At 66.4% G+C, this 25,276-nt stretch carries 15 protein-coding genes; 5 read left to right on the forward strand and 10 right to left on the reverse strand.

The features are described from left to right. Window positions 1–66: 66 nt before the first annotated feature. From addA to plsY, 10 genes are all read right to left on the reverse strand, one after another. Window positions 67–3,525, reverse strand: coding sequence for a double-strand break repair helicase AddA (addA, locus tag AX725_RS06305; RefSeq protein ID WP_060979145.1), 3,459 nt, complete (start codon window positions 3,523–3,525; stop codon window positions 67–69). Next, complete coding sequence (locus AX725_RS06310; RefSeq protein ID WP_060979146.1) at window positions 3,522–6,497, reverse strand: PD-(D/E)XK nuclease family protein; 2,976 nt, start codon at window positions 6,495–6,497, stop codon at window positions 3,522–3,524. Before AX725_RS06310 ends, addA begins: the two co-directional genes overlap by 4 nt. Further along, on the reverse strand, window positions 6,490–7,185 hold the full coding sequence (locus AX725_RS06315) for a nucleotidyltransferase family protein (RefSeq protein WP_099046533.1): 696 nt from the start codon (window positions 7,183–7,185) through the stop codon (window positions 6,490–6,492). The genes AX725_RS06310 and AX725_RS06315 overlap by 8 nt, the downstream gene beginning before the upstream one ends. A gap of 29 nt (window positions 7,186–7,214) precedes the next feature. After that, window positions 7,215–8,201: an aminoglycoside phosphotransferase family protein gene (locus tag AX725_RS06320; RefSeq protein WP_066114481.1), complete on the reverse strand. Its 987-nt coding sequence runs from the start codon at window positions 8,199–8,201 to the stop codon at window positions 7,215–7,217. Next, window positions 8,198–8,656 carry a tRNA (adenosine(37)-N6)-threonylcarbamoyltransferase complex ATPase subunit type 1 TsaE gene (tsaE, locus tag AX725_RS06325; protein WP_060979149.1) on the reverse strand — a complete coding sequence of 153 codons (459 nt, stop codon included), beginning with the start codon at window positions 8,654–8,656 and terminating at the stop codon, window positions 8,198–8,200. The genes AX725_RS06320 and tsaE overlap by 4 nt, the downstream gene beginning before the upstream one ends. Next, window positions 8,656–11,004, reverse strand: coding sequence for a sensor histidine kinase (locus AX725_RS06330; RefSeq protein WP_060979150.1), 2,349 nt, complete (start codon window positions 11,002–11,004; stop codon window positions 8,656–8,658). Before AX725_RS06330 ends, tsaE begins: the two co-directional genes overlap by 1 nt. A 243-nt stretch (window positions 11,005–11,247) precedes the next feature. After that, on the reverse strand, window positions 11,248–14,457 hold the full coding sequence (locus tag AX725_RS06335) for an amidohydrolase family protein (RefSeq protein WP_066114479.1): 3,210 nt from the start codon (window positions 14,455–14,457) through the stop codon (window positions 11,248–11,250). A 126-nt stretch (window positions 14,458–14,583) separates the two neighbouring features. Further along, window positions 14,584–17,190, reverse strand: a complete 2,607-nt coding sequence (gene topA, locus AX725_RS06340) for a type I DNA topoisomerase (RefSeq protein WP_066114475.1) — start codon at window positions 17,188–17,190, stop codon at window positions 14,584–14,586. 93 nt (window positions 17,191–17,283) lie between these two features. Then, window positions 17,284–18,393, reverse strand: a complete 1,110-nt coding sequence (dprA, locus tag AX725_RS06345; protein WP_060979153.1) for a DNA-processing protein DprA — start codon at window positions 18,391–18,393, stop codon at window positions 17,284–17,286. 25 nt (window positions 18,394–18,418) lie between these two features. Further along, window positions 18,419–19,033: a glycerol-3-phosphate 1-O-acyltransferase PlsY gene (plsY, locus tag AX725_RS06350; RefSeq protein ID WP_081096984.1), complete on the reverse strand. Its 615-nt coding sequence runs from the start codon at window positions 19,031–19,033 to the stop codon at window positions 18,419–18,421. A 112-nt stretch (window positions 19,034–19,145) separates the two neighbouring features. On the opposite strand from plsY, the gene murI reads away from it, so the two are divergent. The 5 genes from murI to AX725_RS06375 all read left to right on the forward strand — a co-directional run bounded on the left by murI (window position 19,146) and on the right by AX725_RS06375 (window position 25,270). Further along, the gene (gene murI, locus AX725_RS06355) at window positions 19,146–19,967 is read left to right on the forward strand and encodes a glutamate racemase (RefSeq protein WP_060979154.1); all 822 of its coding nucleotides are present in this window, start codon (window positions 19,146–19,148) and stop codon (window positions 19,965–19,967) included. Between the two features lie 229 nt (window positions 19,968–20,196). After that, window positions 20,197–21,411 carry a 5-aminolevulinate synthase gene (gene hemA, locus AX725_RS06360; RefSeq protein ID WP_060979155.1) on the forward strand — a complete coding sequence of 405 codons (1,215 nt, stop codon included), beginning with the start codon at window positions 20,197–20,199 and terminating at the stop codon, window positions 21,409–21,411. A 4-nt stretch (window positions 21,412–21,415) separates the two neighbouring features. Beyond that, window positions 21,416–22,669 (forward strand): YceI family protein, encoded by a 1,254-nt coding sequence (locus AX725_RS06365; protein ID WP_060979156.1) that lies wholly within the window; start codon window positions 21,416–21,418, stop codon window positions 22,667–22,669. 31 nt (window positions 22,670–22,700) lie between these two features. After that, complete coding sequence (locus AX725_RS06370) at window positions 22,701–23,705, forward strand: ligase-associated DNA damage response exonuclease (protein ID WP_060979157.1); 1,005 nt, start codon at window positions 22,701–22,703, stop codon at window positions 23,703–23,705. Further along, window positions 23,705–25,270: a cisplatin damage response ATP-dependent DNA ligase gene (locus AX725_RS06375; protein ID WP_060979158.1), complete on the forward strand. Its 1,566-nt coding sequence runs from the start codon at window positions 23,705–23,707 to the stop codon at window positions 25,268–25,270. The genes AX725_RS06370 and AX725_RS06375 overlap by 1 nt, the downstream gene beginning before the upstream one ends. The last annotated feature ends 6 nt before the right edge of the window (window positions 25,271–25,276 follow it).

Below are 25,276 nucleotides of genomic sequence, written 5' to 3' on the forward strand. Positions count from 1 at the left end.
AATGGATGTAGGCCGTCGCGCCCGGCGGCTCAAGCGCACCGGCTCAAACTATTCATATTGGTCGATTCAATCCAGCTTCGTGGCTGCCAGCAGCTCGTCCGGCAGCAGGAAAAGGCGCGGGCTGGACGTGTAGAGCAGGCCCGCCTGCACGGTCCGGCCCGGAAAGATCAGCCGCAACGCCGCGACATAGGCCGCCATCTGCCGGACATGCGCGACCGGTAATTGCTCGAGCGAGGCGGGCGGACGGCGGCCAGTCTTGAAATCGACCACCAGCACGCGGCTTTCCTCGACCAGCAGCCGGTCGACCGTGCCCGAAACAACATTGGGCCCCACCACCGCCGCAATCGGAGCTTCGGCGAGCGCGTCCTCACGGAACACATCGGCAAAACCGGGGTGATCGATCACCGCGCATACCGGATCAATGATCGCGTCGGCCTCGGCCAAATCGGTGATGCCATGCTGCCGCGCCAGCCAGCGCCGCGCGGCGGGCTTGCGCTGCTCTGGCGCAAGCGCGGGCAAGCGCTCGAACAGGCTGTGCATGATGAGCCCGCGCTGCGCCGCGCGCTCGCGATCGGGACCGGTGAGCGGCGGGCTTGCGACATCGTCCTTGCCCAGCGACGAGGGCGCGAGCGGGATGGGCGGTCGTTGTTCGGGCCGGGCGGGCCTGAGCGCCCAATCGGGCAGGCTCTCGGCTGATGCTGCCTCCACTGCCTGAGGCTCGTCTGCGCGCGGAATCGGCACGGCATCGCTGCCGAAGCGGCGACAGGGCCCCTCGCCCATGTCGAGCCAGTCGCATCCGAGCGCCATGAAGCTGCGCTCGATCGCGGCATACCAGCTTTCCTTGGGCGGCTCTTTCGCCTTCTTGCCCAAGGTCCCGCCAACATAGAGCCGTTCTGCCGCACGCGTCATCGCGACATAGAGCAGCCGCCAATGCTCCTGCATATCGGCTTCGCGCGCGACATCATGCGCCTCGGCCAGAGGCCCGATCCGTTGCGCCTTTGGCAGCGAATAGACCGGCAGGGTGATCTGCGCATCGCGCCCCAATATCTCGACCGGCCAGTCGAAGCTCGAATCCACCTTGCGCGTCGGATCGACACAGGCATCGGCCAGGATCACGACCGGCGCCTGCAGGCCCTTGGAGCCATGCACGGTCATTACCCGCACCATGTCGGACTGACCGGCCAGCTCGCGCTTGATCTCCTCGTCGCCCGCGTCGAACCAGTGGAGAAAGGCCTGCAGGCCGCCATCATGGCTCGCCGCGAACTTCTGCGCGAGCGCCAGCAGCTCGGCGATCGGATCGAGCGATTCTTCGCCCAGTCGCGCGACCAGCTTCGCGCGCCCCTGGATCGGGCCGGTGAGCACCTGTTCGAGGAAATCATAGGGCGTGCCGAAATCCGCCATGCCGAGGATCGCGTAGAGCGGCTCGAGCTTCTCCCGCAAAGCCGGATCATGATCGGCCAGATCGCGCAGATGCGGCCAGAGCGCGCGCTTTTCCGGGCGATAGCCGTGCGCCAGCAACTCGTCCTGCGTCCAGCCGCCGAGCGGCGAAACGAGCAACGCGGCACAGGTCAGGTCATCGAGCGGCTGCAGCGCAAAGCGGATTGCGGCGATCAGGTCCTGCACCGCCAGCGGCTGGCCGAGCCGCAACCGGTCGATCCCCGCCACCGGCACACCTTCGGCATAGAGCCGCGCGACGATCAGCGAGGCGAGATCGCCGCGGCGGCGCAGCAGCACCATGATGTCGCCCGCGCCCGCCCAGCCCGGCTTGCCGTCGGAGCGCCGCTCGAGCCAGAGCCGCGTCGGCGACCCCGGGTTCAGCCAGCCCGCGATGCGCTCGGCGAGGCCCTGCGCGAACTTGCGATCGGCACCCGAAAGCCATTCCTCGGCATCCTCGCCCTCGCCGCTTTCGTCCTGATCCTCCAGCCCCTCGCCGATCGGACGCCAGAGCTCGACTACGCCCGGGCCCTTGCGTCCTTCGTGCAGCGGCAGCCCGTCTTCCATAATGCCGAGCGCAGCAGGCCCAAGATCGCCGAGCACCGCATCGACCATGTCGAGCACCGGCTGGGTCGAACGGAAGCTGCGATCGAGGCTGAGGTCGAGAAAGGGTTGGCCGGCAGTTTCGGCCTGCGCGCCGATGCGCAGCCGCGCGGCAGCATAATATTGAGGGCTGGTGCCCTGGAAGCCGAAGATCGCCTGCTTGAAATCGCCCACGGTGAACAGGGTACGGAACCGATCGGCTTTGCTGCCCTGCCCGCTGAAATAATCGTCGATCAACCCCTTCACGATCGCCCATTGACTGGGATTGGTGTCCTGCGCCTCGTCGACCAGCACATGATCGAAACGCTGGTCGAGCTTGAACGCGATCCATTGCGCCATGGTGCGGCCCGAGAGCAGATCGGCAGCGGCGCGGATCAGGTCGTCGAAATCGAGCAATCCCGCCTGGCGCTTGGCCTCGGCAAAGCGCCAGGCGAAATCCCGGCCCACTTCGAGCGCACGAGCAAAATCGCCGGAAAAGCCGATCAGCGCGATATGCTCCTTGAGCGCCGACAGGTCGCTATACAGGCTCTCGGCCTTTTCCGCGTAATCGGGATCGACCTTGGCGGAGAAACTCTCCCATTTGCGCGGGTCGCCATCGGCCTTGGCGACGGCGAGCCAGACCAGATCAAGATTTTCGAGCCGCGCAAGATCGTCCATGTCGAGCCAGGATTGGATTTTCGCCGCGACCTCGAGCCCGGTCTTGGTGCCCCAGCGGACATTGCTGTCCTGCAAGGCCTCGAGATTCGCGATATCGAACAGCGCATCGCTGCACATGGCCGCCAGCCCGCTGCCATCCTCGTCGCGCTTCAGGCCGAGCGCGGCATTGATATAGGGGCGGATATCGCCGACCAGCGCGTCCATCGCATCGGGTTTGGCCGCACAGCGCATCAGGAAGCTCTCGGTCGCTTCCGCCCCGAGCTTGAGGCTCAGTGCTTCGAGATTGTCCGACAGCCGCGTGTCACCGCGCCGGCCCGCATCGACCAGCATCTCGCCCAGCGTATCGCGTGCAAGCTGGATGCGGTCGCGATCCTCGATCGGGCGGAAACCGGGAGCCAGCCCCGCCTCTTCGGGGAAGCTCGCGAGCAGCGACTGGCAGAAGCTGTGGATCGTCTGGATACGAAGCCCGCCCTGCGGCGCATCGAGCACGCGCGCGAACAGGCGGCGCGCGCGGATGAGTGTGTCACCATCGACCGAGGCACCGATGCTCAGCAGATCCGCGCCGAGCGCGGTATCGCTCATCCGCACCCAGGCAGCGAGCTGCGCGTTGATGCGGTTCGCCATCTCGCTCGCGCCGGCCTTGGTGAAGGTGAGGCACAGGATAGCATCGGGGTTCACCCCGGGTTCGAGCAGCAGGCGGAAGACACGCGCAGTGAGCACCTGGGTCTTGCCGGTACCCGCCGACGCGCTGAGCCAGACCTGATCGGCGGGCGACACTGCCAGCGCCTGATCGCCCTGGAGCGGCGGAAGCCCTGCCTTGCCGCCGCTCATTGTCCGCTCCCCTGACGGCCATACCATTCGGCGAGCCGCATCAGCTGGTCATATTCGGTATAGCTCGCCTGATCGGGCACCAGCTTGGCGGTGAACGGCGCATCGCCCAATATCCAGGCATCGAGCGCTTCCCGCAGGAAATGTTCGGCAGTCGGGAGCATCGTGTCAGCAGTCAGCTCGCTGTTGCGTCTGCCCACCGGGCTTTCGCGATAGCCGAAATCGCCGGTCTTGCTCCGGGTCAGCGACCAATATTCGAAGCCACTTGCCTTGCCGTCAATCCTTGGCTGGTTGTCCTTGGCGACAAAGCCGCCGCGCTCGGCCATCATGCCCAGCAGCCCGAGTTGCAACGCATAGCCCGCCTCGACCTGCCGGGCGCTGGGCGGCTTGCCGGTCTTGTAGTCGACGATTCCCAGAGTGCCATCGGGCATCCGGTCGATGCGGTCGGCCTTGCCGCGAATCTCGACGCCCTCGATCATGAACGTGCCGCTGCGCTCGGCGTCGATCATGCGGCGCCCTTCGCCAGCAAGTGCCTGCGTCTCCTCGGCGATCCAGTCGAGTGCGGCGACCAGCCGGGGCCGCCACAAGGCCTTGATCAGCGGATGGACATTGGCCTCATCGAGATAACGGCAGGCACGCGGCACCAGACATGCGGGATCGAGCCCATCCTCGCGGTGCCAGTATTCGAGGATTTCGTGCACCAGCGTGCCGCGCCAGGCCGCGCTCGGCTCGGCATCGACCGGGTCGAGCGAGGGTAGCGCGAGAATCCGCTTGGCATAGAAGGCAAAGGGATCGGCGCGCAGCCGATCGAGTTCGGTGACTGACAGCCTTTTGACGCGCTGATCAGGCTTGGGGCGCGGCGCGGGTTTCTCGATCCGCACCGCAGGCAGGCGGCGGTCGAGCCTTCGCGCCAGCGCAAGCGTCTCGGTATCTTCCATATGCCGGTCGGGCGCGACCGCCTGCAGGCGCAGCAGGAAGCGCGAGGCGACCGTCGGCGCACTGCCGTCGCGCCGTGCGCGGGTCAGCACCACCTCGGATGAGGCAAAGGTTCCGGCAAGATCCTGCGCGGAGAGACCCACCCGCATTTCGAGCGGCGACAGGCCCAGCGCGTTGCGTACCATCGGCGCGAGCCAGGGATCGGGCGACGGGATTTGCGGCCACACGCCTTCGTTGAGACCGGCGCAGATGACGAGATCGGCGCTTTGCAGCCGTGCCTCGAGCAGGCCGTAGATGGCGACGCGCGGGTGCTTGCCATAAGGCGGGCGCACCGCCTTTTCGCGCATCAAACGCGCAAGGATATTCACCACCTGCGACGGCGTGACCAGCGGATCGTGGCTGCCCGTGCGCGCGAGCAATTGCTGCACGAGGTCAGAGGCGCAGCGCCCCGCCAGCCCGGCCCAGACCATCTGGCCGCTTAGCGCATCGGCGGTAGCGGCGATCGCCTGGATCGTCGCGGACAAGGGCTGAGGCTTGGCCGGCCAGTCGGCGATCGGCGCGAGCAGCGCCTTGGACTGCTGCCACCAGTCCTTGAGCGGACGGCCACCAATCGTCGTGTCGATGCCCGCGAGACCCGGCTTGGGTCGCGGCCCGCGCAGCAACCGATCGAGCGCGCGCACCTCGTCGAGCCATTCGCGGCGCTTCTCGCCCGCTTGCGCGATAGGATGCTTGAACAGGTCGAGCAGCGGCACCGGCGCGAAATCATCGGCCAGGCATTGCGCCACCGCGAGCAGGAACCGTCCCGGCGGCGTGACCGGCAGCGCCTCGCCCGCGCTGTCGTCCGCCTCGATATCCCAGCGCCGCAGATGCGCGATCACACGCGCGGCCAGGCTGCGATCGGGTGTCACGATGGCGACGCGGCGCGCGGGAATATCGAGCGCCTGGCGCACCAGTAGCGCGATCGCCTGCGCCTCCTCGTCGGGATTTTCCGCCTCGATGATGCGGAGCCCCTTCGTCCTACGGTCAGCGGCATCGAGCGTGACCCAGCGGTCGCTGAGCCTTGCGGGCAGGAAAATGCTGCGCAGCAATCGCGCGCGATCGGCGGCGATGCCGGTCCGGGGTTCGGCCTGCCAGGGCTCCACCTCGGCACGGTTGACGCTCATCGCGTGGAGCAGCTGCTTCAGGTGATATTGCGGATGGGTGATCGCAGGCCGCTCGACCAGTTCGGCGCCCGGCTCAGGAGGTGTGGTGACCGGATGGCCCAGCGCTTCCCACAATGGCTCGTCCATGTCGAGATCGAGCCCCGGCAGCACCACCATGCCCTGCGGCAGATCGGCAATGCTGCGCAGCAGGCGCGCGATGGCTGGGGCGGACGTGGTGATTCCCGCGGCGATCACCGGCGTCAGCGGCGGCCGCTCGCGCCAGCGTCGCGCAGCCTTGTCGAGCAGCCGATTGCGGCGATCCGCCGGGTCGATGCGGCCCATTGCCTCGAGCTCCGCCCCCCAGGCTCTGCCGACGCGGATGAAAAGGTCGCGCGATGCCGCCCAATGTTCCGCGAGGTCCGCCTCGACGTCGATCGCATCCAGGTGGTCGAGTGTCTTTTCCTCGACCTGCAGTTGGTCGAGCACGCGCGCATATTCGCAGGCGAGGCGCAGGGTTTCGGCGGGATCATCGGCCCCTGCCCGGCCCGACCCTTCGCGCGCAATCAGCGCCGCCAGACGGAAGCGCCGTTCGAGCGGATCGACCGCAGGCGGCACCTCCGCGCCTTCGCCCAGCGGATCGAGCAGCGCGCCCAGGCTCTCATCGAGATCGATATCGCCGATCAACACCATGCGCGGCAGCAGCAACCCGTCGGCGGCATGGCGCACCAGCGCCTCGGTGATCGCGCGCCCGGCGCGATGGTTGGGGATCAGCAGTGTCGCCCGCGCCAGCCCCATCGGATCGCCGCCGAAGCGCCGGAGCAGCCCATCCGCCAGAACATCCGCAAACCCGCGCTGCGCCCCGATGGCATAGACTGCGGGGTTGCGCGGCTCAGGCATCCAGCAGCGCCTCTGCGGTGGGCTGGATCGCAGCGGGCGTGCCGACATCGAACCAGAGGCCGAGGTGTGATATGCCGTAGACACGGCCCTCGGCCATCGCCCGGTTCCACAGCACATTGGTCGAGAACGCGCCCTGCGGCGGATCGGCAAGCAGGCGGCGCGAGAGCAGCTGGATGCCGGTATAGATATAGGGCGCGACATGGCCCTGCTTGCGGCGACGGATGCGGCCCATCTGGTCGAGATGGAAATCGCCGACGCCCTTGTAATTGTTGGCGCGGCTATGCGGCACCAGCAGCAGCAGCGCATCCATCCGCTCGTCATCCCACGCGGCGCGCAGCTCGTCGAAACACGAACGCGCGCTTTCGAGCCAGACATTGTCGCTGTTGAGGCAGAAGAACGGGTCTTCCTCGATCATCGGCAGGGCCTTGACCAGCCCGCCCCCGGTTTCCAGCAGCAGGTCGCGCTCGTCCGAGACCAGCAGCTCGAACGGCCATTCACGCGCCTTCAGATGCGCCTCGAGCGCATCGGCGAGATAATGGACGTTGACGATCACCCGCTGCATGCCGGCCCGGCCCAGATGGTCGAGCACATGGTCGATCAGCGGCTTGCCCGCGACGCGCACCAGCGGCTTGGGGGTGGTGATGGTCAGCGGGCGCATGCGCTTGCCCAGCCCTGCGGCCATGACCATCGCGGTGCGGGCGAAGGCGGGGGTATCGCTCACAGATCGAACTTCCCACCGAGCGTTCCTGCCGGATCGCGCAATTCTGCCGGGATATTGGCATCGAACCACGCGGCCACGGGGCCCAGCGCGGGGTGCTTCAGGTCGCGCTCCATCGCGCGCCAGACGCGCGGGATCATCGTGGGATAGCGCGGCTTGCCATCGCGCTTCCACAGCCGCACAAAGATGCCGACGATCTTCGCATTTCGCTGCGCGCCGAGCACATGATAGGCGGTGTCGAAATCGTACGCAGGCTTGGCCAGATCGCGATAATGCGCCAGCATCTCGGCCTCGACCTCCTCGGACACATCGCGCCGCGCATCCTGCAGCAGCGAGACCAAGTCATAGGCCGGATCGCCGACCAGCGCGTCCTGAAAATCGATCAGCCCCTGCGATCCATCGGGCGGCAGCATGATGTTTTCCGAATGATAATCGCGCAGCACCGTGACCCTGGGCGCTGCCGGGTCCAAGCCATCGAGCACCGCTTCCCAGGCGCGGACATAGCCGTCTGCGTCGACATCGAGGCCGCGTGCCGGGCAATACCATTCGGTGAATAAGGCCGCCTCGCGATGATAGACCGCACGATCATAAGGCGGGACGTCGGCGGGCGCGCGCTGGTGAAGCTCGACCTGCGTTTCGATCGCCTTGCGGTAGATTGCGCGCTCGGTCTCGGCATCGCCCGCATCGACGGTCTCGCGCATCCGGGCATCGCCGAAATCCTCGAGCAGCACCAGTCCGGCTTTGGCATCGGCGGCGAAGATTTCTGGCGCGCGCAGGCCCTGGCCGGTAAGATAGCGAGCCACATTGATGAATGGCACCGGGTCTTCTTCCGGTGGCGGCGCATCCATCAGAATCGCGCGACGCTCGCGCTCGACCACGCGAAAATAACGCCGGAACGAGGCATCGCCGGGGATCGGTTCGATCGACGCAGAAACCCAGCCACTCGCATCGACAAAGCCACGGATAAGCTGCTCACGCTCGTTCAAGACCAATCACCTGCCATCTGCTGCCAGCGCGCTTGCCAGTTCGCGCCCGGCTGCGCCTCGATCCGGCGCTCGCTAGCATCGCTTCCGGTGATCCGCAATTGCAGCGTATCGGGTCCTGCGAGCCCGCCGACGCGCTCGGGCCATTCGGCGATCAGCAGCGCCGGATCACCCGCATCGAGCCCCAGTTCGTCGAGCTCCATCGCTCCGTCGAGCCGGTAGAAATCGGCGTGAATGACCGGAATTCGCACCTCGGGCGGGTCATAAGGAAGGATGAGCGCAAAGGTCGGGCTCGGCACCTCTCCGGCAAAGCCCAGTGCGTTCAGGATCGCGCGGGCGAGCGTCGATTTGCCCGCGCCGAGATCGCCCGAAAGCGCGATCGTATCGCCGGGGCGCGCCATATCGGCGAGCTGCTGCCCCAGGCGCTGCATCGCCTCGATCGAACCGATGGTCGGCATCACGGCATCAGAATCGTGACGATGGTGCCCGCGCCCGGTTCGCTGACCAGCTCCATCCGCCCGCCATGCGCCTCGATCAGGTTCTTCGCCAGCGGCAGGCCCAGGCCCGAGCGCTTGGTCACCGGCTTGCCTCCCGCCTCGTCCGCCTGGAGCACGCCATCGAGCGCGCGCGCCTGCGCACGCGCATCGAGGCCAGGTCCGTTGTCCGACACCACAATGCGCAGCTTGTTCCGGAAGCGATCGCCGAGCAGCAGCACGCGCCCGCCTTCCTGGGTGTAGCGCAGCGCATTATCGACCACGGCGGTGATCGCCTGGGCAAAGCGCTGGCGATCGACCTCGGCCATGCCCGGGCCACCGTTCACATCGACCTCGAGCGCGATGTTGCGCCCCCCCGCCAACCCGGCCATGCCCTTGGCAACATCGACCAGCAGCGCCGCCATATCGGTCGGCTCGCGCTTGAGCGGCAATGTGCCCGCCTGGCTCTGGCTCAGATCGAGCACCATGTTGATCTGCGCCGACAGCCGCTCGACCGAATCGATGATCGCCTTGGCATAGTCCTGGCCCTGTTCGGACAGCGGCCCTGCCACCCCGCTCGCCAGCAGCTCGGCAAAGCCGCCGATCGAGGTGAGCGGCGTGCGGAATTCGTAGCTCATATTGGCGAGGAACTTCGTCTTGATGGCATCGGCCTCGACCAGCGCCTCGTTGCGTTCACGAAGGGCATCTTCCATCCGCTTGGCGTCGGACACGTCGATCATCGTGAACAGCGCGCTCGAATCGGGCAGCGGAATGCCGACGAAATCGAACACCCGGCCATCCTTCATCACCAGCTGGCCGGCGCGCTGGGTCCGGTCGAGCGTGGCCGACCGGATGACTTCCCGCAGCGCCGAGATCTGCGCCGGACGCTTGAGCTGTGGCGCGATGGCTTTCAGCAGCTCGTCGGCGCGCGGATGCTTGGCGAGCTCGGCCTCGTCGACCTCCCACACCGCGCCGAAGCGCGTGTTCCACAGGTGCAGCCGCCCGTCGGAGGTGAAGACGGCGAGCGCCTCGTAGAGGTTGTTGAACGTCGCGGTGCGCACCCGCAGCAGCGTGTCGCGCGCGCTCGCCAGTTGCACCTGCTCGGTCCGGTCCTCGAAGATCAGCAGCAGGCCATTATCGGGCGTCGGCTGGGCGATGGCGCGCAGATGCGTGCCGTCGGCGATCAGCCAGCTGTCCTCGACCGGGGCTGCCGACTGGAACCATTCGCGCTTCTCGTCGCGCCAGGCGGGAAAATCGCGCACCTGCGGCACACGGCCTGCCTCGCGCATCCGGTCGATCAGCCGCTCGAACTCCAGCCCGTCCTGCAGCCATTGCGGCTTGAGCTGGAACATGCGCACGAACGGCTGGTTGACGAAGATCAGGCGGCGCTGCGCATCGAATTGCGCCACGCCCGCCGACAGATTGTCGAGCATGTCGCGCTGGGCATCGCGGAAGCGCTCGGTCGCCTGGCGCGCCTGGATCAGGTCGTGCACGTCGATGGCATAGCCCGCGATGCCGCGCCCCTTGATCGGCAGATCGACCACCTCCATCGCGCGCCGCGTGCCCGCGATCGTCGTGGTGACCGTGCGGCGCGAGGGCGTATTGCTCTCGAACGCACGCGCGGCGACCGCGAGCGGCGTGAGCCCATCGACGGTCTCGACCAACTCCTGCCCGGCCTCGACGACATCGGCGGCGCTGCTGGCGCCGACCGCCTCGACATAGGCGCTGTTGACCAGCAGCAGCGACAGGTCCTCGCGGCGGAACCACATCGGGATCGGCGCGGCCTCGATCAGCCCCGACAATGCGTCGAACGCCCGCTTCGCCTCGGCCTCGGCCTCGACCAGCGCCGCCATGCGCGTCTCGCTCTCGGTCGCGTCATAGAACCACAGCAGAACTGCACCCGGCGCGATGGTCTGCGGATCGGCGAGCCGGCCCTCGATCCGCAATCTGCGGTTCGATCCGGCCGCGGTAACCGCCATCGCGAACGGCGCGCCGCTCTTCTGCGCAGTCGTGATCTTTTGACCGAGCAGGTCGAGCGCCTCGCGGTCGAGGCCTCTGGCGGCCTGGCTGAGCTCGGCGAGGTAAGGTGGAAGCTTTTCCAGCCCCAGCCAGCGCGCCACGCGCTCGGGCCCCTCGATCCGCGAATCCGACCGCACGATCAGGGGGATGGCCGGACCGGAATCGATCAGCCGGGTGAGCCGCCGCAACTGCCTGCGCGCCGTCCCTGCGGCGCGGCGCATCTGCAGCCCCGTCACCAGCGCCCAAATAGCTGCGCCCGTCCAGAGCGCCAGCACGAGCGCGATCAGGAACAGCCCGCCATTGCTCACCAGCATAAGCGACTCATCGATTCAGGGGGTGAAACAGGCGTCCGCGTCATTGCATTGGGCCGTAGCGCAGATTGGGGTGGGAGCAAAACGGGCAATCTGGGCGTGTTGTGGATATGTCCGTTGCGGCAACCCAATTCGTCATCCTGAACTTGTTTCAGGATCCATCAGACTTCAGCAGCCGAAGCTTGTTGGGGAGAAATGGGTCCTTAAACAAGTTCAGCGTGACGGTTTTGCGTCAGGGTCGGGCGATCACTTCTCCCAATACCATTTGCGCAGCTTCGACGTGCCGGTCAGCGTCTCGTTCATCGTCGGCACCTCGTACAGCCGCCCGTTGAGCATGACATGCGTGATCCTGTCGGACTGGCGGATATCGGCCACCGGATCGCCATCGATGATGACCATGTCCGCGAGCTTGCCCGGCTCGATCGACCCGATATCCTTGTCGAACCCGAGCGAGCGCGCGCCGCTGATCGTCGCGGTGCGCAGCGCCTCGATCGGCGTCATGCCACCCTTAACGAAGCTCCACAGCTCCCAGTGCGAGGCTAGCCCCTCTTCCTGGCCGTGCGCGCCGATGCCGACAGGCACGCCGCGCCGTGCCAGCTCCGCCGCCTCGCGCGCGGAAGCCGTGTCGGCATAATCCTCTTCAGGCCCGATCTCGCGGCGCACGCTCGAGGCTTCCAGCTTGCGGCGCGGGACATGCCTGCTCAGGATCGGATGCTGCCAGATATCGGTGTGCGAGCGCCCATAGGGATCTGCGCCCATGCCACCAAAGGTTACCACCAGCGTCGGCGTGTAGCCGACCTTGCTCTGCGCGAAGAAGCTGCGCACGTCCTCGTACAGCCGTTCCTGCGGGATATTGTGCTCGAGCGTGGTGTTGCCATCAGCGATGATCGTGATGTCCTGGCTGAACAGCGATCCGCCCTCGGCGACGCTCGCCAGACCATCGGCTTGGGCTGCAGCGACAACCTGCTGGCGCTGTTCGCGGCGCGGCTGGTTGTAGTTCTTGACGCTCTGCGCGCCCTGGAGCTTCAGCCGCGTGGTGTGCGCGCGGGCATCGGCCAGGCTGTCGATCTCGGCGAAGATTCCTGCCGCCTTGGCGCCATAGACGACTTCGCCGGTCGAGAAGATGCGCGGCGCGAGATACTTGCCGACGCGCTGATAGCTTGCCGCCGGGAAAATCTCCGCCGCCGAATTGCTGGGATCGTGGATCGTGGTAACGCCCATCGCCAGATGCGCGACCGCGCTCCAGTTCTGCTGCGGCACCAGATCGTCCGACCCTTGCGGCCCGTGCGCGTGCGCATCGACAAGGCCGGGGATGATCGTCTTGCCCGCGACATCGACCGTCTGCGCGCCCGCAGGCACCGCGACATTCGCGCCGACCGCGACGATGCGGTTATCCCGCACCACCACCGTGCCGCGCTCGATGATGCCGCCCTGATCGTTGGCCATCGTGACGATGCGCGCATTGGTGAAGGCGACGGTGCCGCTCGGCTTGTCGGCCGGTGCGGTGACGTTGATCACGACACCGGTCCTGGGCGGGGCGAATTTTGGATCGGTCTTCGCGACAGGGCCGCTGGCGATCGCCTTGCCCGCATCGGCGGAATAGACCACCGGCCCCAGCGACCAGTTGAGCTGGCGGCCATTATGCGACCATTGCAGGAAGGTCGCGCCGCCCTCGCTCACTTGCACCGCAGGCAGCGCGCCGCCGCCCTTGCCCGCGCCCAGATCGACCGCGCCTGCCATGAAGGGCATCACGAACGCGGCGTAATTCTGGCGGAAGGCGAGCATCCTGCCATCTGGTGCGACGGCGTAGCCGCTGACCAGCTCCCCGCTGGCATGGGTGCGCTCGGCCTCGCCGTTGAGGTCGGTGCTGACCAGCGCCAGCTTGCCGCCCTTGAAGGCGCTGAAATAGACCCGGTCGCCTGTCGCGCCGAAATGCGGTTCGCTGCCTTCATCGGTGATGCGCCGCGTCTGGCCGCTGGCGATATCGAGCAGATAGATGCCTGGCTGCACGCCCCAGGCGTCGGATGTCAGCCCGCCGCCGCTGCCGGCTTCGTAGACCACGAACCGGCCATCGGGCGAGAATTGAGGTCGGCGATAATGGCCGGGCATCCTGCTGATCGTCCGCGCTTCGCCGCCTCCTGCGCCGACGACGCGCAGTTCGCCCAGGCGTTCGTCATCCCAGCTCACATAGACGATCTGGCTGCCATCGCGCGAAAAACTCGGGAACAGCTCGAAATCGGTCCCGCCATTGGTGACCAGCGGCTGCACTGCACCGCCGCCAGCAGGCTGCTGGTGCAGCTTGCCCAGGGCCTCGAACACCATGCGATTGCCGTCGGGCGAGACGCTGGCAAAGCGCGGCATCGTCACCGCCACGGTATCGGGCGCGACCGGCTTTTGCGGACGGATCGGGTCGACAATGGTGCGCGTGTCGTTGACGCTGAACGGGATGACGCTCGCCTGACCACTCGTCACATCGATCGAGCGGATCTTGCCGCCCGCCCAGAAGACAAGCCGCTTGCTGTCGGGCAGCCAGCCCATGTTCGGATAGACGCCGTGCACCGCCCAGGTTTCCTGCACGTCGCGGTCCATATCGTCATAGATCTTGCGCTCCTCGCCGCTTCGCATGTCGCGGACATAGAGCTTGGTCTTCGCCCGTTCGCGGCGGACGAAAGCGAGATAGCGGCCGTCGGGCGAAGGCTGGGGCCGCGCTGCGCCGCCCGGGCCTCCGGTCACGCGTTCGACCTTGCCGGTGCCCATGTCATAACGGTCGATCACGAAGACTTGGGCATTGCTGTTCTGCGCATATTCGAAGATCGGCCCGGGGGTCGCGTCCTTGCTGTAGAAGATGCCCTTCCCGTCGGGCGCGAAAATGGGTTCGCCAAGCTCCTTCTGGTGCGCTTCGCTAGGACGCTTGACCAGCGGCACGCCATTGCCGCCGCTGACATGATACAGCCACAGCTCGCCCGTACCGAGCGAGCGCCCGGTGGTGAAATGCTTGCGCGCCACGATATACTGGCCGTCCGGGCTCCAGCTCGGGTTGTTGAGCAGGCGGAAGCTCTCTTTCGTCAGCTGGCGCTTGTCCGAGCCATCGGCGTTCATGATCCAGATATTGTCGCCGCCGCCCCGGTCCGAGGTGAAGGCGATGCGGCTGCCATCGGGCGAAAAACGCGGGTGCTGTTCGTAAGCCAGGCCCTCGGCAATCCGCGTCGCCGCGCCGCCGCTGATCGGCATGGTGTAGATGTCGCCGAGCAGATCGAAGACGATTCGGCTGCCATCGGGGCTGACATCGAGGTTCATCCAGGTGCCCTCGTCGACCTTGATGGGGATGGCGCGGGTCTTCATCGGCGGCGCATTGACGTCCCAGGCGGCGGGCTTGTCCGACGGGGCCTTCTGCGCCAGCGCAGGCATGGCGATGGCGAGCGCCGCCAGGGCGACGGAAAAACGCAGTGCTTTCATGATGATGTTCCCCGGATTCTTATGCGTATAAGGGGACGCTAGCCGCGCTGCGCCCGAGCGCAACCGGAAAACGACGAGCAGCAGGGGACGAGCAGGATGCTCGCCCGCCGCTACTCGATCACTGCGTCAGCCCTCTGCCTTGGCGGGCTTCTTCGCGGCAGGCTTTTTCGTTGCGGTCTTTTTCGCGGGCGCCTTCTTGGCGGCAGGCTTCTTCTCCGCCGCCGCCTTTTTGGGAGCCGGTTTTTTCGCCGGCGCCTTCTTGCCCTTCTTGGCCGGAGCCTTGGCGGCACGCTCGGCGATCAGCAGCAGCGCCTCGTCAAGCGTCAGTTCGTCCTTGTTCTTGTCCTTGGGGATGGTCGCGTTGACGCTGCCATCGGTGACATAGGCGCCATAGCGGCCGTCCATGATCTTGACGTCTGTATCGGTCGCCGGGTTCTCGCCCAGCACCTTGAGCGGTTCGGGCGTGCCGCGCCGCGCGCGACCGCCGCCTGCCGCCGCTTCAGCGAGCTTGACCACCGCCGCGTTCATGCCGGTTTCGAACACCTCCATGGTGCCCGAAAGCCGAGCATATTTGCCGTCATGCGCGAGATACGGGCCATAGCGGCCGATGCTCGCGGTGATCGGCTTGCCCGTTTCGGGATGCTCGCCGATCTCGCGCGGGAGCGACAGCAGCTTTAGCGCCCATTCGAGCCCGAAATCCTCGCCAGGCACGTCCTTGGGGATCGAGGCGCGCTTGGCGTCCTTGCCGTCGCCCAGCTGGACATAGGGACCGAAGCGACCCGAACGCTTGCTCACCGCTTCGCCGCTCACCGGATCGGTGCCGAGTTCCTCGGGACCACTATCGCCCTGATCGCCCTCGCCGCCGCCTTGCGCGAAGCGGCGGGTGAACTTGCACTCGGGATAGTTCGAGCAGGCCACGAACGCACCAAAACGTCCGCCGCGCAGCGCCAGCCTGCCTTCGCCGCATTTGGGGCACAGACGCGGATCGCCGCCATCGGCCTTTTTCGGGAACAGATAGGGCTCGAGGAACTTGTCGAGCTCGGCGGTGATCTCTGACGGCTTCTGCTCCATGACTTCCGCCGTCTTCGGCTTGAAATCGCGCCAGAAGGCTTCGAGCACCGCGCGCCACTCGGCGCGACCGCCCGAAACGTCGTCGAGCTCTTCCTCGAGCCCAGCGGTAAAGTCGTAGGCGACATAGCGTTCAAAGAAGCGTTCGAGAAAGCCTGTCAGCAACCGGCCCGATTCTTCTGCAAAGAAACGGTTTTTCTCGACGCGCACATAGGCGCGATCCTTGAGCACCTGGATGATCGAGGCATAGGTCGATGGCCGTCCAATGCCGAGCTCCTCGAGCCGCTTGACCAGCGACGCTTCGGAAAAGCGCGGCGGCGGCTGGGTGAAGTGCTGCACGGCGTCGACCGACTTCTTCGCCGGACTGTCTCCCTTGGACATGACCGGCAACAGACCGCCATCCTCGCTGTCGGCATCGTCGAGGCCTTCCTCGTAGAGCGCGAGAAAGCCGGGGAATTTCACCACCTGGCCATTGGCGCGCAGCGCGGTGCGCCCTGTGCCATCGACCAGCTCCACCACCGTGCGCTCGAGCAGCGCGGTCGCCATCTGGCTGGCGAGCGCGCGCTTGAAGATCAGGTCGTAGAGCCGGGCATGATCGCCCGACCCGGCCTTGTCACGGCTGAAATCGGTGGGGCGGATCGCCTCATGCGCTTCCTGCGCGTTCTTGGCCTTGGTCTGGTACTGGCGCGGGGTCTCGGGAAGGTAATGGCCCGAATAGCGCTCCGAAATCGCCTTGCGCGCCTCCATGATCGCGCCGCCGTCCATCTGCACGCCATCGGTACGCATATAGGTGATCGCGCCGTCCTCGTAGAGCGACTGGGCAATCCGCATGGTGTGGCTGGCGGAGAAGCCCAGCTTGCGAGCGGCCTCCTGCTGCAGCGTCGAGGTGGTGAAGGGCGGCGGCGGATTGCGCTTCAAGGGCCGCGTCTCGACCGTCTCGACGGTGAAATGCCCGGCCTCGACCTTGGCCTTGGCGGCTTCGGCGGCTCCGGCATTGCCCAGCGACAACTTGTCGAGCTTCTCGCCCTCCAGCCGCACCAGCCGCGCGGTGAAGGCCTGGCCGTCCTGCTCCATCTGTGCGCTGACCGACCAATATTCCTGCGCGGTGAACGCCTCGATCTCGCGTTCGCGCTCGACGATCAGACGCAGCGCCACCGACTGCACGCGGCCTGCGGACTTCGCGCCGGGCAGCTTGCGCCACAGCACCGGCGACAGCGTGAACCCGACCAGATAATCGAGCGCGCGGCGGGCGCGATAGGCATCGATCAGATCGCTGTCGAGCTCGCGCGGCGCGGCCATCGCCTCGGTCACCGCCTTCTTGGTGATCGCGTTGAAGGTCACCCGCTCGACCGCCTTGGGCAGGGCCTTGCGCTTGCCCAGCACCTCGAGCACGTGCCAGCTGATCGCCTCGCCCTCGCGATCAGGGTCGGTCGCCAGGATCAGGCGGTCGGCCTTCTTCGCCTCGTCGGTGATGGCCTTGAGCTGGCGCGTCTTGTCGCCATAGGCCTCCCAGACCATGTCGAAATCATTGTCGGGATCGACCGAGCCGTCCTTGGGCGCGAGATCACGGATATGGCCATAGCTGGCCAGCACCCGGTAATCGGACCCGAGATATTTTTCGATGGTCTTTGCCTTGGCGGGCGATTCGACGATAACCAGTTGCATGTAATGAATTTCCCGGAAGCTCTCACGTGTACGCGTAAGCTGGGCGGCGTTATCGGCATTCGTCAAGACCGTCCAGTGCGGGCGTGAAACCGATCACACCAGCGAGACGCGCCCCGCCGCATGCCGTTCGATCAACCCGCCGAGTTCGAGGTCGAGCAGGATCATCTGCACCGCGCCGCTGTCCAGCCTCGACTGGCGCACCAGTTCGTCGATGGCGATCGGCGAGCGGCCGAGCAGATCCACCAGCGTCCGGCGCGCAGCATCATCGGGCTCGGGCTGCGGTTGCACGGCATAGTTCTGAATGGGCGCTGCGACATGGCGCGGCCTGGCACCGGTCATCGGCGAAACCAGCTCCATTATGTCATCGACCCCCTGGACCAGGGTCGCCCCACCCCGGATCAGCTCGTTGCAGCCGCGCGAGCGCGAATCGAGTGGCGACCCGGGAATGGCCATCACGTCGCGCCCGGCCTCAGCCGCCAGCCGCGCGGTGATCAGCGAGCCCGACTTGGGCGCAGCCTCGACCACCAGGGTCCCGGTCGCCATTCCGGCAATGATGCGGTTGCGATAGGGGAAATGCCGCGCCAGCGGCTCGGTGCCGGGCGGCTGTTCGGCTATCACCAGCGCGCGCTCGCCCATTTCGGCCTGAAGGTTGCGATTCTCGGGCGGGTAGCTGATGTCGATCCCCGAGGCGATCACCCCGGCGGTGCTGGCCAGGCCAGTTCCTGCGATCCGCAAGGCGCCCTCATGCGCGCTTGTGTCGATGCCGCGCGCCAGCCCGGAAACCACAAGGAACCCGACCTCTGCCAGCTCGCCCGCGATCTGCCGGGCAAAGCGGCATGCCGATGCCGAGGCATTGCGCGCGCCGACCATCGCGATCGCCGGGCGCTGCATCAGCCGTGCGTCGCCGCGCACCGTGAGGATCGGCGGGGCGTTGTCGATATGCACCAGCAACTCGGGATAATCGGCATCGTCAGCAAAGAGATAACGCGCGCCGGCGGCCTCGACCCGGTGCGCTTCCTGCTCGGCCTGCGTCAATGTCGAGATCCGCAGTGCCCGCCCGCCAGTGCGCTGGACCAGATCGGGCAGCGCCTCGATGGCGGCGAGCGCAGAGCCGAAGCGGCGCATCAGCTGCGCAAAGCTGATCGGCCCTATGCGTTCGCTGCGCAGCAGCCGGATGCGCGCCAGATGCTCGGCGCTCAGCATGCGATGAGACCCAGGCGGCGGGGGCTCAGGCGGCGGAGGATTTGCCGATCTTCGGCTCGGTGCCCGCCATCAGCCGCTCGATATTGCCGCGATGCTTCCACAGCACGAACACCAAGGTCACGACAAATACCCACAGAGCCTGCTCCATGCCAAACCACCAGGCCGCCACCGGCATCGCCGCCGCCGCGAGCATCCCGCCCAGCGACGAGTAGCGAAAGGCGAAGGCGGTGCTCAGCCACACAGCCGCGAAGACGACGCCCAGCGGCCAGTAAAGCGCTATCGCGATGCCAAGCAAGGTCGCAACCCCCTTGCCACCGGCAAACTTGAGCCAGATCGGATATAAATGACCCAGGAACGCACCCAATCCGGCAATCGGCCCGCTGCCCGGCGCGACCGCCTCGGCAATCGCGATTGCCAGCGCGCCTTTGCCCAGATCGAACAACAGGGTTGCCGCCGCGAGCCCCTTGCGCCCGGTGCGCAGCACGTTGGTCGCGCCGATATTGCCCGATCCGATGCTGCGCAGATCGCCGGCGCCCGCCAGCCTTGTCAGGATGATGCCGAACGGGATCGAGCCCAGCAGATAGCCCATCAGCATCAGCCCGCCCAGGGTCGCCACGGCCATGCCCGCTAGATCGCTCATCACATTCTCGTCCCGTCCCGATGCGCATCATCCGCGCACGATGCGTGATAGGCTGGCGCACGTTTTTGGCAAGCGTGGTTGATCGTTCTCGCGCCCCTGCTAAGCGTGGCGCATGACGCAAACCCCTTCGCCCGCGAGCGAGACCGATCCCAAGGCACCGCTGCTATTCTTCGATTCCGGCGTTGGCGGACTGACCGTGCTCTACGCCGCGCGCAAGCTGCTGCCCCATGCACCGATCGTTTATGCCGCCGATTTTGCCGGGCTGCCTTATGGCGAGAAGACCGAGGCCGAGATCGGCGCGCGCGTGCCCGCGCTGCTGGGACGGCTGGTCGAACGCTATCGCCCGCGCCTGATCACCATCGCCTGCAACACCGCCTCGACCATTGCGCTGCCCCAGGTGCGCGCCGCGCTCGACCTGCCCGTGGTGGGGACGGTACCCGCGATCAAGCCCGCGTCCGAGATCTCAGCAGGCCGGGTGATCGGCGTGCTGGGCACCGAGGCGACGGTACGCCAGCCCTATGTCACCAATCTGGCGCGCGAATTTGCCAGCGACGCCACGATCCTGCGCTATGGCGCGCCCGAGCTGGTGCGCGCGGCGGAGATGAAGCTACGCGGCGACGTGCCAGATCCCGCAATATTTGCTCGGGCGGTGGCGGGCCTCACCTCGCAGGAGCGCGCCGTGCCGATCGATACTGTCGTTCTCGCCTGCACCCATTTCCCGCTCGTCCAGGACGAATTGGCGCGTGCTTTCGGTCGTCCTGTCCAATTCGTGCACGGCGCCGATGGAATCGCGCGGCGCATCGCCTGGCTTACGCGTGAACAGCGGTTCGAGGGCAATGGCCTGCGCTTTGTCGCGACCGGCCCCGCCGCCGCGATCACCGCCTATGAGCCTGCGCTGAAGGCGCGCGGCTTTGCATCGTTCGAAAGTCTTTGATCGACCGGCACGATCAAGCTGACGCCGATTTTCCATTGGCGTACCGTCCCAGCGAATGCTTAACCGGTGATCGATATAGGACGTTTTGTCCCATCAGTTGCGAGCCGTTATCGCTGGAATTGCGGGATTTAGTTGCTATGAAGACGGCAGCAGATGCGCACGCAGATGGTCGCGTAAACGGTTGGGCGCAACGGCTTGCAACATCATATGTCAGGACCAGGGTGGCTGCGTGAACTACGACCAGATTTTCGAAGCGGCGATTGACCGGCTGCACGCCGAAGGCCGTTACCGGGTCTTTATCGACATCCTGCGCAACAAGGGCGCCTATCCCAACGCGCGGTGCTTCCACGGGCATAATGGCCCGAAGCCGATCACCGTGTGGTGCTCGAACGATTATCTCGCGATGGGCCAGCACCCCAAGGTGATCTCCGCGATGGAAGAGGCGCTGCACAATGTCGGCGCCGGCTCGGGCGGCACGCGCAACATTGGCGGCAACACGCATTATCATATCGAGCTGGAGCAGGAGCTGGCCAGCCTGCACGGCAAGGACAGCGCGCTGCTGTTCACCTCAGGCTATGTCTCGAACGACGCTACGCTCTCCACGCTCGCGCGCATCCTGCCGGGCTGCATCATCTTTTCCGACGAGCTGAACCACGCCTCGATGATCGCGGGCATCCGCAATTCGGGCTGCGAAAAGCGCGTCTTCCGCCACAATGATGTCGAGCATCTCGAAGAGCTGCTCGCCGCCGAAGACCCGAACGTGCCCAAGCTGATCGCGTTCGAAAGCGTCTATTCGATGGACGGCGATGTCGCGCCGATCCATGCGATCTGCGACCTGGCGGACAAGTACAACGCGCTGACCTATCTCGACGAGGTGCACGCGGTCGGCATGTACGGCGCGCATGGCGGCGGCATTTCGGAGCGCGACGAGGCGGCCGCACGGCTGACGATCATCGAGGGCACGCTCGGCAAGGCCTTTGGCGTGATGGGCGGCTATATCGCGGCCGACCAGAAGATCATCGACGTCATCCGCAGCTACGCGCCGGGCTTCATCTTCACCACCTCGCTTTCGCCAGTGCTGGTCGCCGGCGCCTTGGCGAGCGTCCGGCACCTCAAGCAGTCGAGCGAGGAGCGCGAGGGCCAGCAGGCCGCCGCCGCGACGCTCAAGCAGCTGTTCCGCGATGCGGGACTGCCGGTGATGGACACCACCACGCATATCGTGCCGCTGATGGTCGGCGATCCGGTCAAGGCCAAGCGGATCAGCGATATGCTGCTCGCCGAATATGGCGTATACGTGCAGCCGATCAACTTCCCCACCGTGCCGCGCGGCACCGAAAGGCTGCGCTTCACACCTGGTCCGTCTCACGATGAAGCCATGATGCGCGATCTGACGGCGGCGCTGGTGGAAATCTGGGACAGGCTGGAGCTTCGCAAAGCAGCCTGACATCATGACACCGCAACGCTACAGCCTGGGCTCCATCGTTCTCCACTGGCTGATCGCAGCGGCGCTCGTTTTCCAGGTCGTCTTTGCCGAATCGCTCGAAGGGCCGCGCGGGCCGGATCTCTTCGCCCGCTATCAGCTGCACAAGTCGGTTGGCATCACGATTCTGCTGCTGAGCGTCCTGCGGCTCGGCTGGCGATATATCGCGCCGCGCCCTGCCCCGGTACCCGGTCCCAAATGGGCGATGACGCTGTCGGGTTTGGTCCATTTCGGCTTCTATGGCTTCATGATCGCCGCGCCGGTGACCGGCTGGATCATCGTTTCGACCTCGAAGATCAAGGTCGAGACGCTGCTGTTCGGCTCGGTGCCGTGGCCGCACCTGCCGGTGCCGGCAAGCTGGGGCGAACCGGCGGAATTCCTCCACCATTTCATGCCCAATGTCGCCATCGCTCTGCTGGTACTGCATGTCGCAGGGGCGCTGAGGCACCAGTATCTGCTGGGCACGCCGATCCTGGCGCGGATGCTGCCCGGCGGACAGGGCAAGGCGGTCGGCGCGGTGCTCACCGCCGCGGCTATCATGCTGGGCGGCGTGGTGCTGGGCAAGGTCGTCGACCCCCGAGGCGCTGCGCAAGCCGCCAGGCCCGCTGCCGTTACTGGCGCGCCTGTCCCAGCACCGGCCCCGGAAGCCACACCTGCCGCAGCCCCTGGAGGCGAAAAGGCCAAGGCCGAAGACGCGACCACCGAAGAAGATGCGAATGCCGAGCCGCGCAAGTGGGCGGTCGGCAGGGGCGGCACGCTCGGCTTTTCCGCGCGCTGGAACGGCGAGGCGGTCGATGGCCGCTTCGCGCGCTGGACCGCAAACATCCTGTTTTCGCCCGAGGCGCTGGACGCCTCGAAGATCGATGTCAGCATCGATCTGGCCTCGGTCGATACCGGCGATGGCCAGCGCGACGGCACGCTGACGGGGAGCGACTTCTTCGATACTGGCAAGTTCGCCAGGGCCACCTATCGCGCGAGCAAATTCAAGGCGCTGGGCGGCAACCGCTATCGCGCCGATGGCACGCTGACGCTGCGCGGCGTCAGCAAGTCGGTGCCGCTGAATTTCACGCTCGATATCACCGGCGACAAGGCGCGCGCCAGGGGCAGCGCGACGATCGACCGCACCAGTTTCGGCGTCGGCCAGGGCGATTATGCCAGCACCGCCGAAATCGCGGGGCCGGTTGCGGTGAGTTTCGACTTCCAGGCGACGGCGCGCGATTGAACCGGCGCATGGGCGGCTCCATATCGCCCGGATGACCGCTTCCCCGCACTGGATCGAACCCTTTCCCCATGGAATCTATGTGCGGCCCGCCGATGCGTGGATCGATCCCTCGCGACCCGTCCCCCGCGCGCTTATCACCCACGGCCATGCCGACCATGCGCGCGGCGGGCATGACGCGGTCTGGGCGACACCCGAGACGCTCGACATCATCAACCTGCGCTACGGCCGCTACACCGGCGAGAACGCGGTCGGCTATGGCGATGCGGTCGACCTGAACGGCGTCAGCGTGTCCTTCCATCCTGCGGGCCATGTGCTGGGGTCGGCGCAGATCCGGCTCGAATATCAGGGCGAGACCGTGGTGGTGACCGGGGATTTCAAGCGGCGGCCCGATCCCAGCTGCGCACCGTTCGAGCTCGTGCCCTGCGATATCTTCATCACTGAGGCGACCTTCGGGCTGCCCGTCTTCCGTCACCCGCCGACACCCGACGAGATCGCCAAGCTGCTGAGTATGCTGGAGGCCAATCCGCAGGGCTGCGTGCTGGTGGGGGCCTATGCGCTGGGCAAGGCGCAGCGGGTAATCGCCGAACTGCGCGACGGGGGCTTCCACGATCCCATCTATCTTCACGGCGCGCTCGAAAAGATGTGCGCGCTCTATGGCGAGCATGGCGTCGATCTGGGCGAGTTGCGGCCCGTCGCGGGAACCGACAAGAGCGAGCTGATGGGCCGGGTCATCCTCGCCCCGCCCTCGGCACTGGCCGACAGGTGGAGCCGCCGGCTGCCCGATCCCGTCACCGCCATGGCCTCGGGCTGGATGCGGGTGCGAGCGCGGGCCCGGCAACGCGGGGTCGAACTGCCGCTGATCATCTCCGACCATGCCGATTGGGACGAGCTCACGCAAACCATCCGCGATGTCGCCCCGCGCGAGGTGTGGGTCACGCATGGTCGCGAGGAGGCGCTGCTGCGCTGGTGCCAGTTGCACCAGATCAGGGCGCGCGCGCTGGCGCTGGTCGAGCGCGAAGACGAGGACGACGCCTGATGCGCGCCTTTGCCGCGCTCGTGACGCAGCTGGGCTATACCCGCTCGCGCAACGCCAAGGTCGCGCTGATCGCGGACTATCTGCGCGCCACGCCCGATCCCGATCGCGGCTGGGCGCTCGCGGCGCTGACCGGCGAAGCAGATTTCTCGGCGGTCAAGGCCTCGGCGGTGCGTGCGATGGCGATGGAGCGCGTCGATCCCGAGCTGTTTCGCCTCAGCCGCGATTTCGTCGGTGATACCGCAGAAACGGTGGCCCTGATCTGGCCCGAGACAGTCACCCCGACCAACGACCTGCGGCTTGCCGATGCCGTGGACGCGTTCGCCAATGTCAGCCGAGCCCGCGCCCCCGCCCTGCTTGCCGAGTATATGGACCGGCTTGACAGCGACGGTCGCTATGCGCTGATCAAGCTCGCCACCGGCGCGATGCGCGTGGGCATCTCCGCGCGGCTCGCCAAGACGGCGTTTGCACAGGCCTTCGGGCTCGATGTCGATGCGGTCGAGGAAGTGTGGCATGCGCTCGCCCCGCCTTATGCCAGCCTGTTTGCCTGGGGCGAAGGCGGCCCGCGCCCCGATCCCGAGGGCACGCCCTATTTCCGCCCGTTCATGCTCGCGCATCCGCTTGAGGACGGCACGGTCGATCTCGCCGATTATGCCGCCGAATGGAAATGGGACGGTATCCGCATCCAGATCGTGCGCATCGGCGAGGCGGTGAAGCTGTTCAGCCGCGGCGGCGACGACATCACCCTCGCCTTCCCGGACATTGCCCAGCACATGCCGGTCGAGGGCGTGTTCGATGGCGAATTGCTGGTGCGCGGCGAGGCGCAGATGGGCGAGGCGGCGAGCTTCAATGCGCTGCAGCAGCGCCTGGGTCGCAAGACCGTCTCGGCGAAGATGCTCTCCGAAGCGCCGGCGTTCGTGCGGCTCTACGATCTGCTGATCGACGGGCGCGAGGACCTGCGCACCCAGCCCTGGTCTGTCCGTCGCGCGCGGCTGGAAGCAAAAATGCCTGCCCTGCCTGCCGACCGGTTCGACCTGTCACAGGTCATCGAAGCAGCCGATTTTGCCGAACTCGGTCGCATCCGCGACGGCGCGCGCGATGCCGCGATCGAGGGCGTGATGCTCAAGCGGCGCGACAGCCTCTATGTGCCGGGCCGCCGCGTCGGGCTGTGGTACAAGTGGAAGCGCGATCCGCTCACCGCCGATTGCGTGATGATGTATGCCCAGCGTGGCAGCGGCAAGCGATCGAGCTTCTACAGCGACTATACATTTGGCTGCTGGAACGACGAGGGCGAGTTGGTGCCGGTCGGCAAGGCCTATTCGGGCTTCTCGGACAGCGAATTGAAGTGGCTCGACAAGTTCGTCCGGCAGAACACGGTCAATCGCTTCGGCCCGGTGCGCGAGGTCGAAAAGTCGCTGGTGCTCGAGGTCGCCTTCGATTCTATCCACGAATCGAAGCGGCACAAGTCAGGGATAGCGATGCGCTTTCCCCGGATCGCGCGGCTGCGGCGCGACAAGCCGGCGGCCGAGGCGGATACGGTGGAAGCACTGAGGGCATTCATTACCTGAATGTTC

It is taken from the genome of Blastomonas sp. CCH9-A1, assembly GCF_001557175.1.
GTDB classification, from domain to species: Bacteria; Pseudomonadota; Alphaproteobacteria; order Sphingomonadales; family Sphingomonadaceae; genus Blastomonas; species Blastomonas delafieldii_A.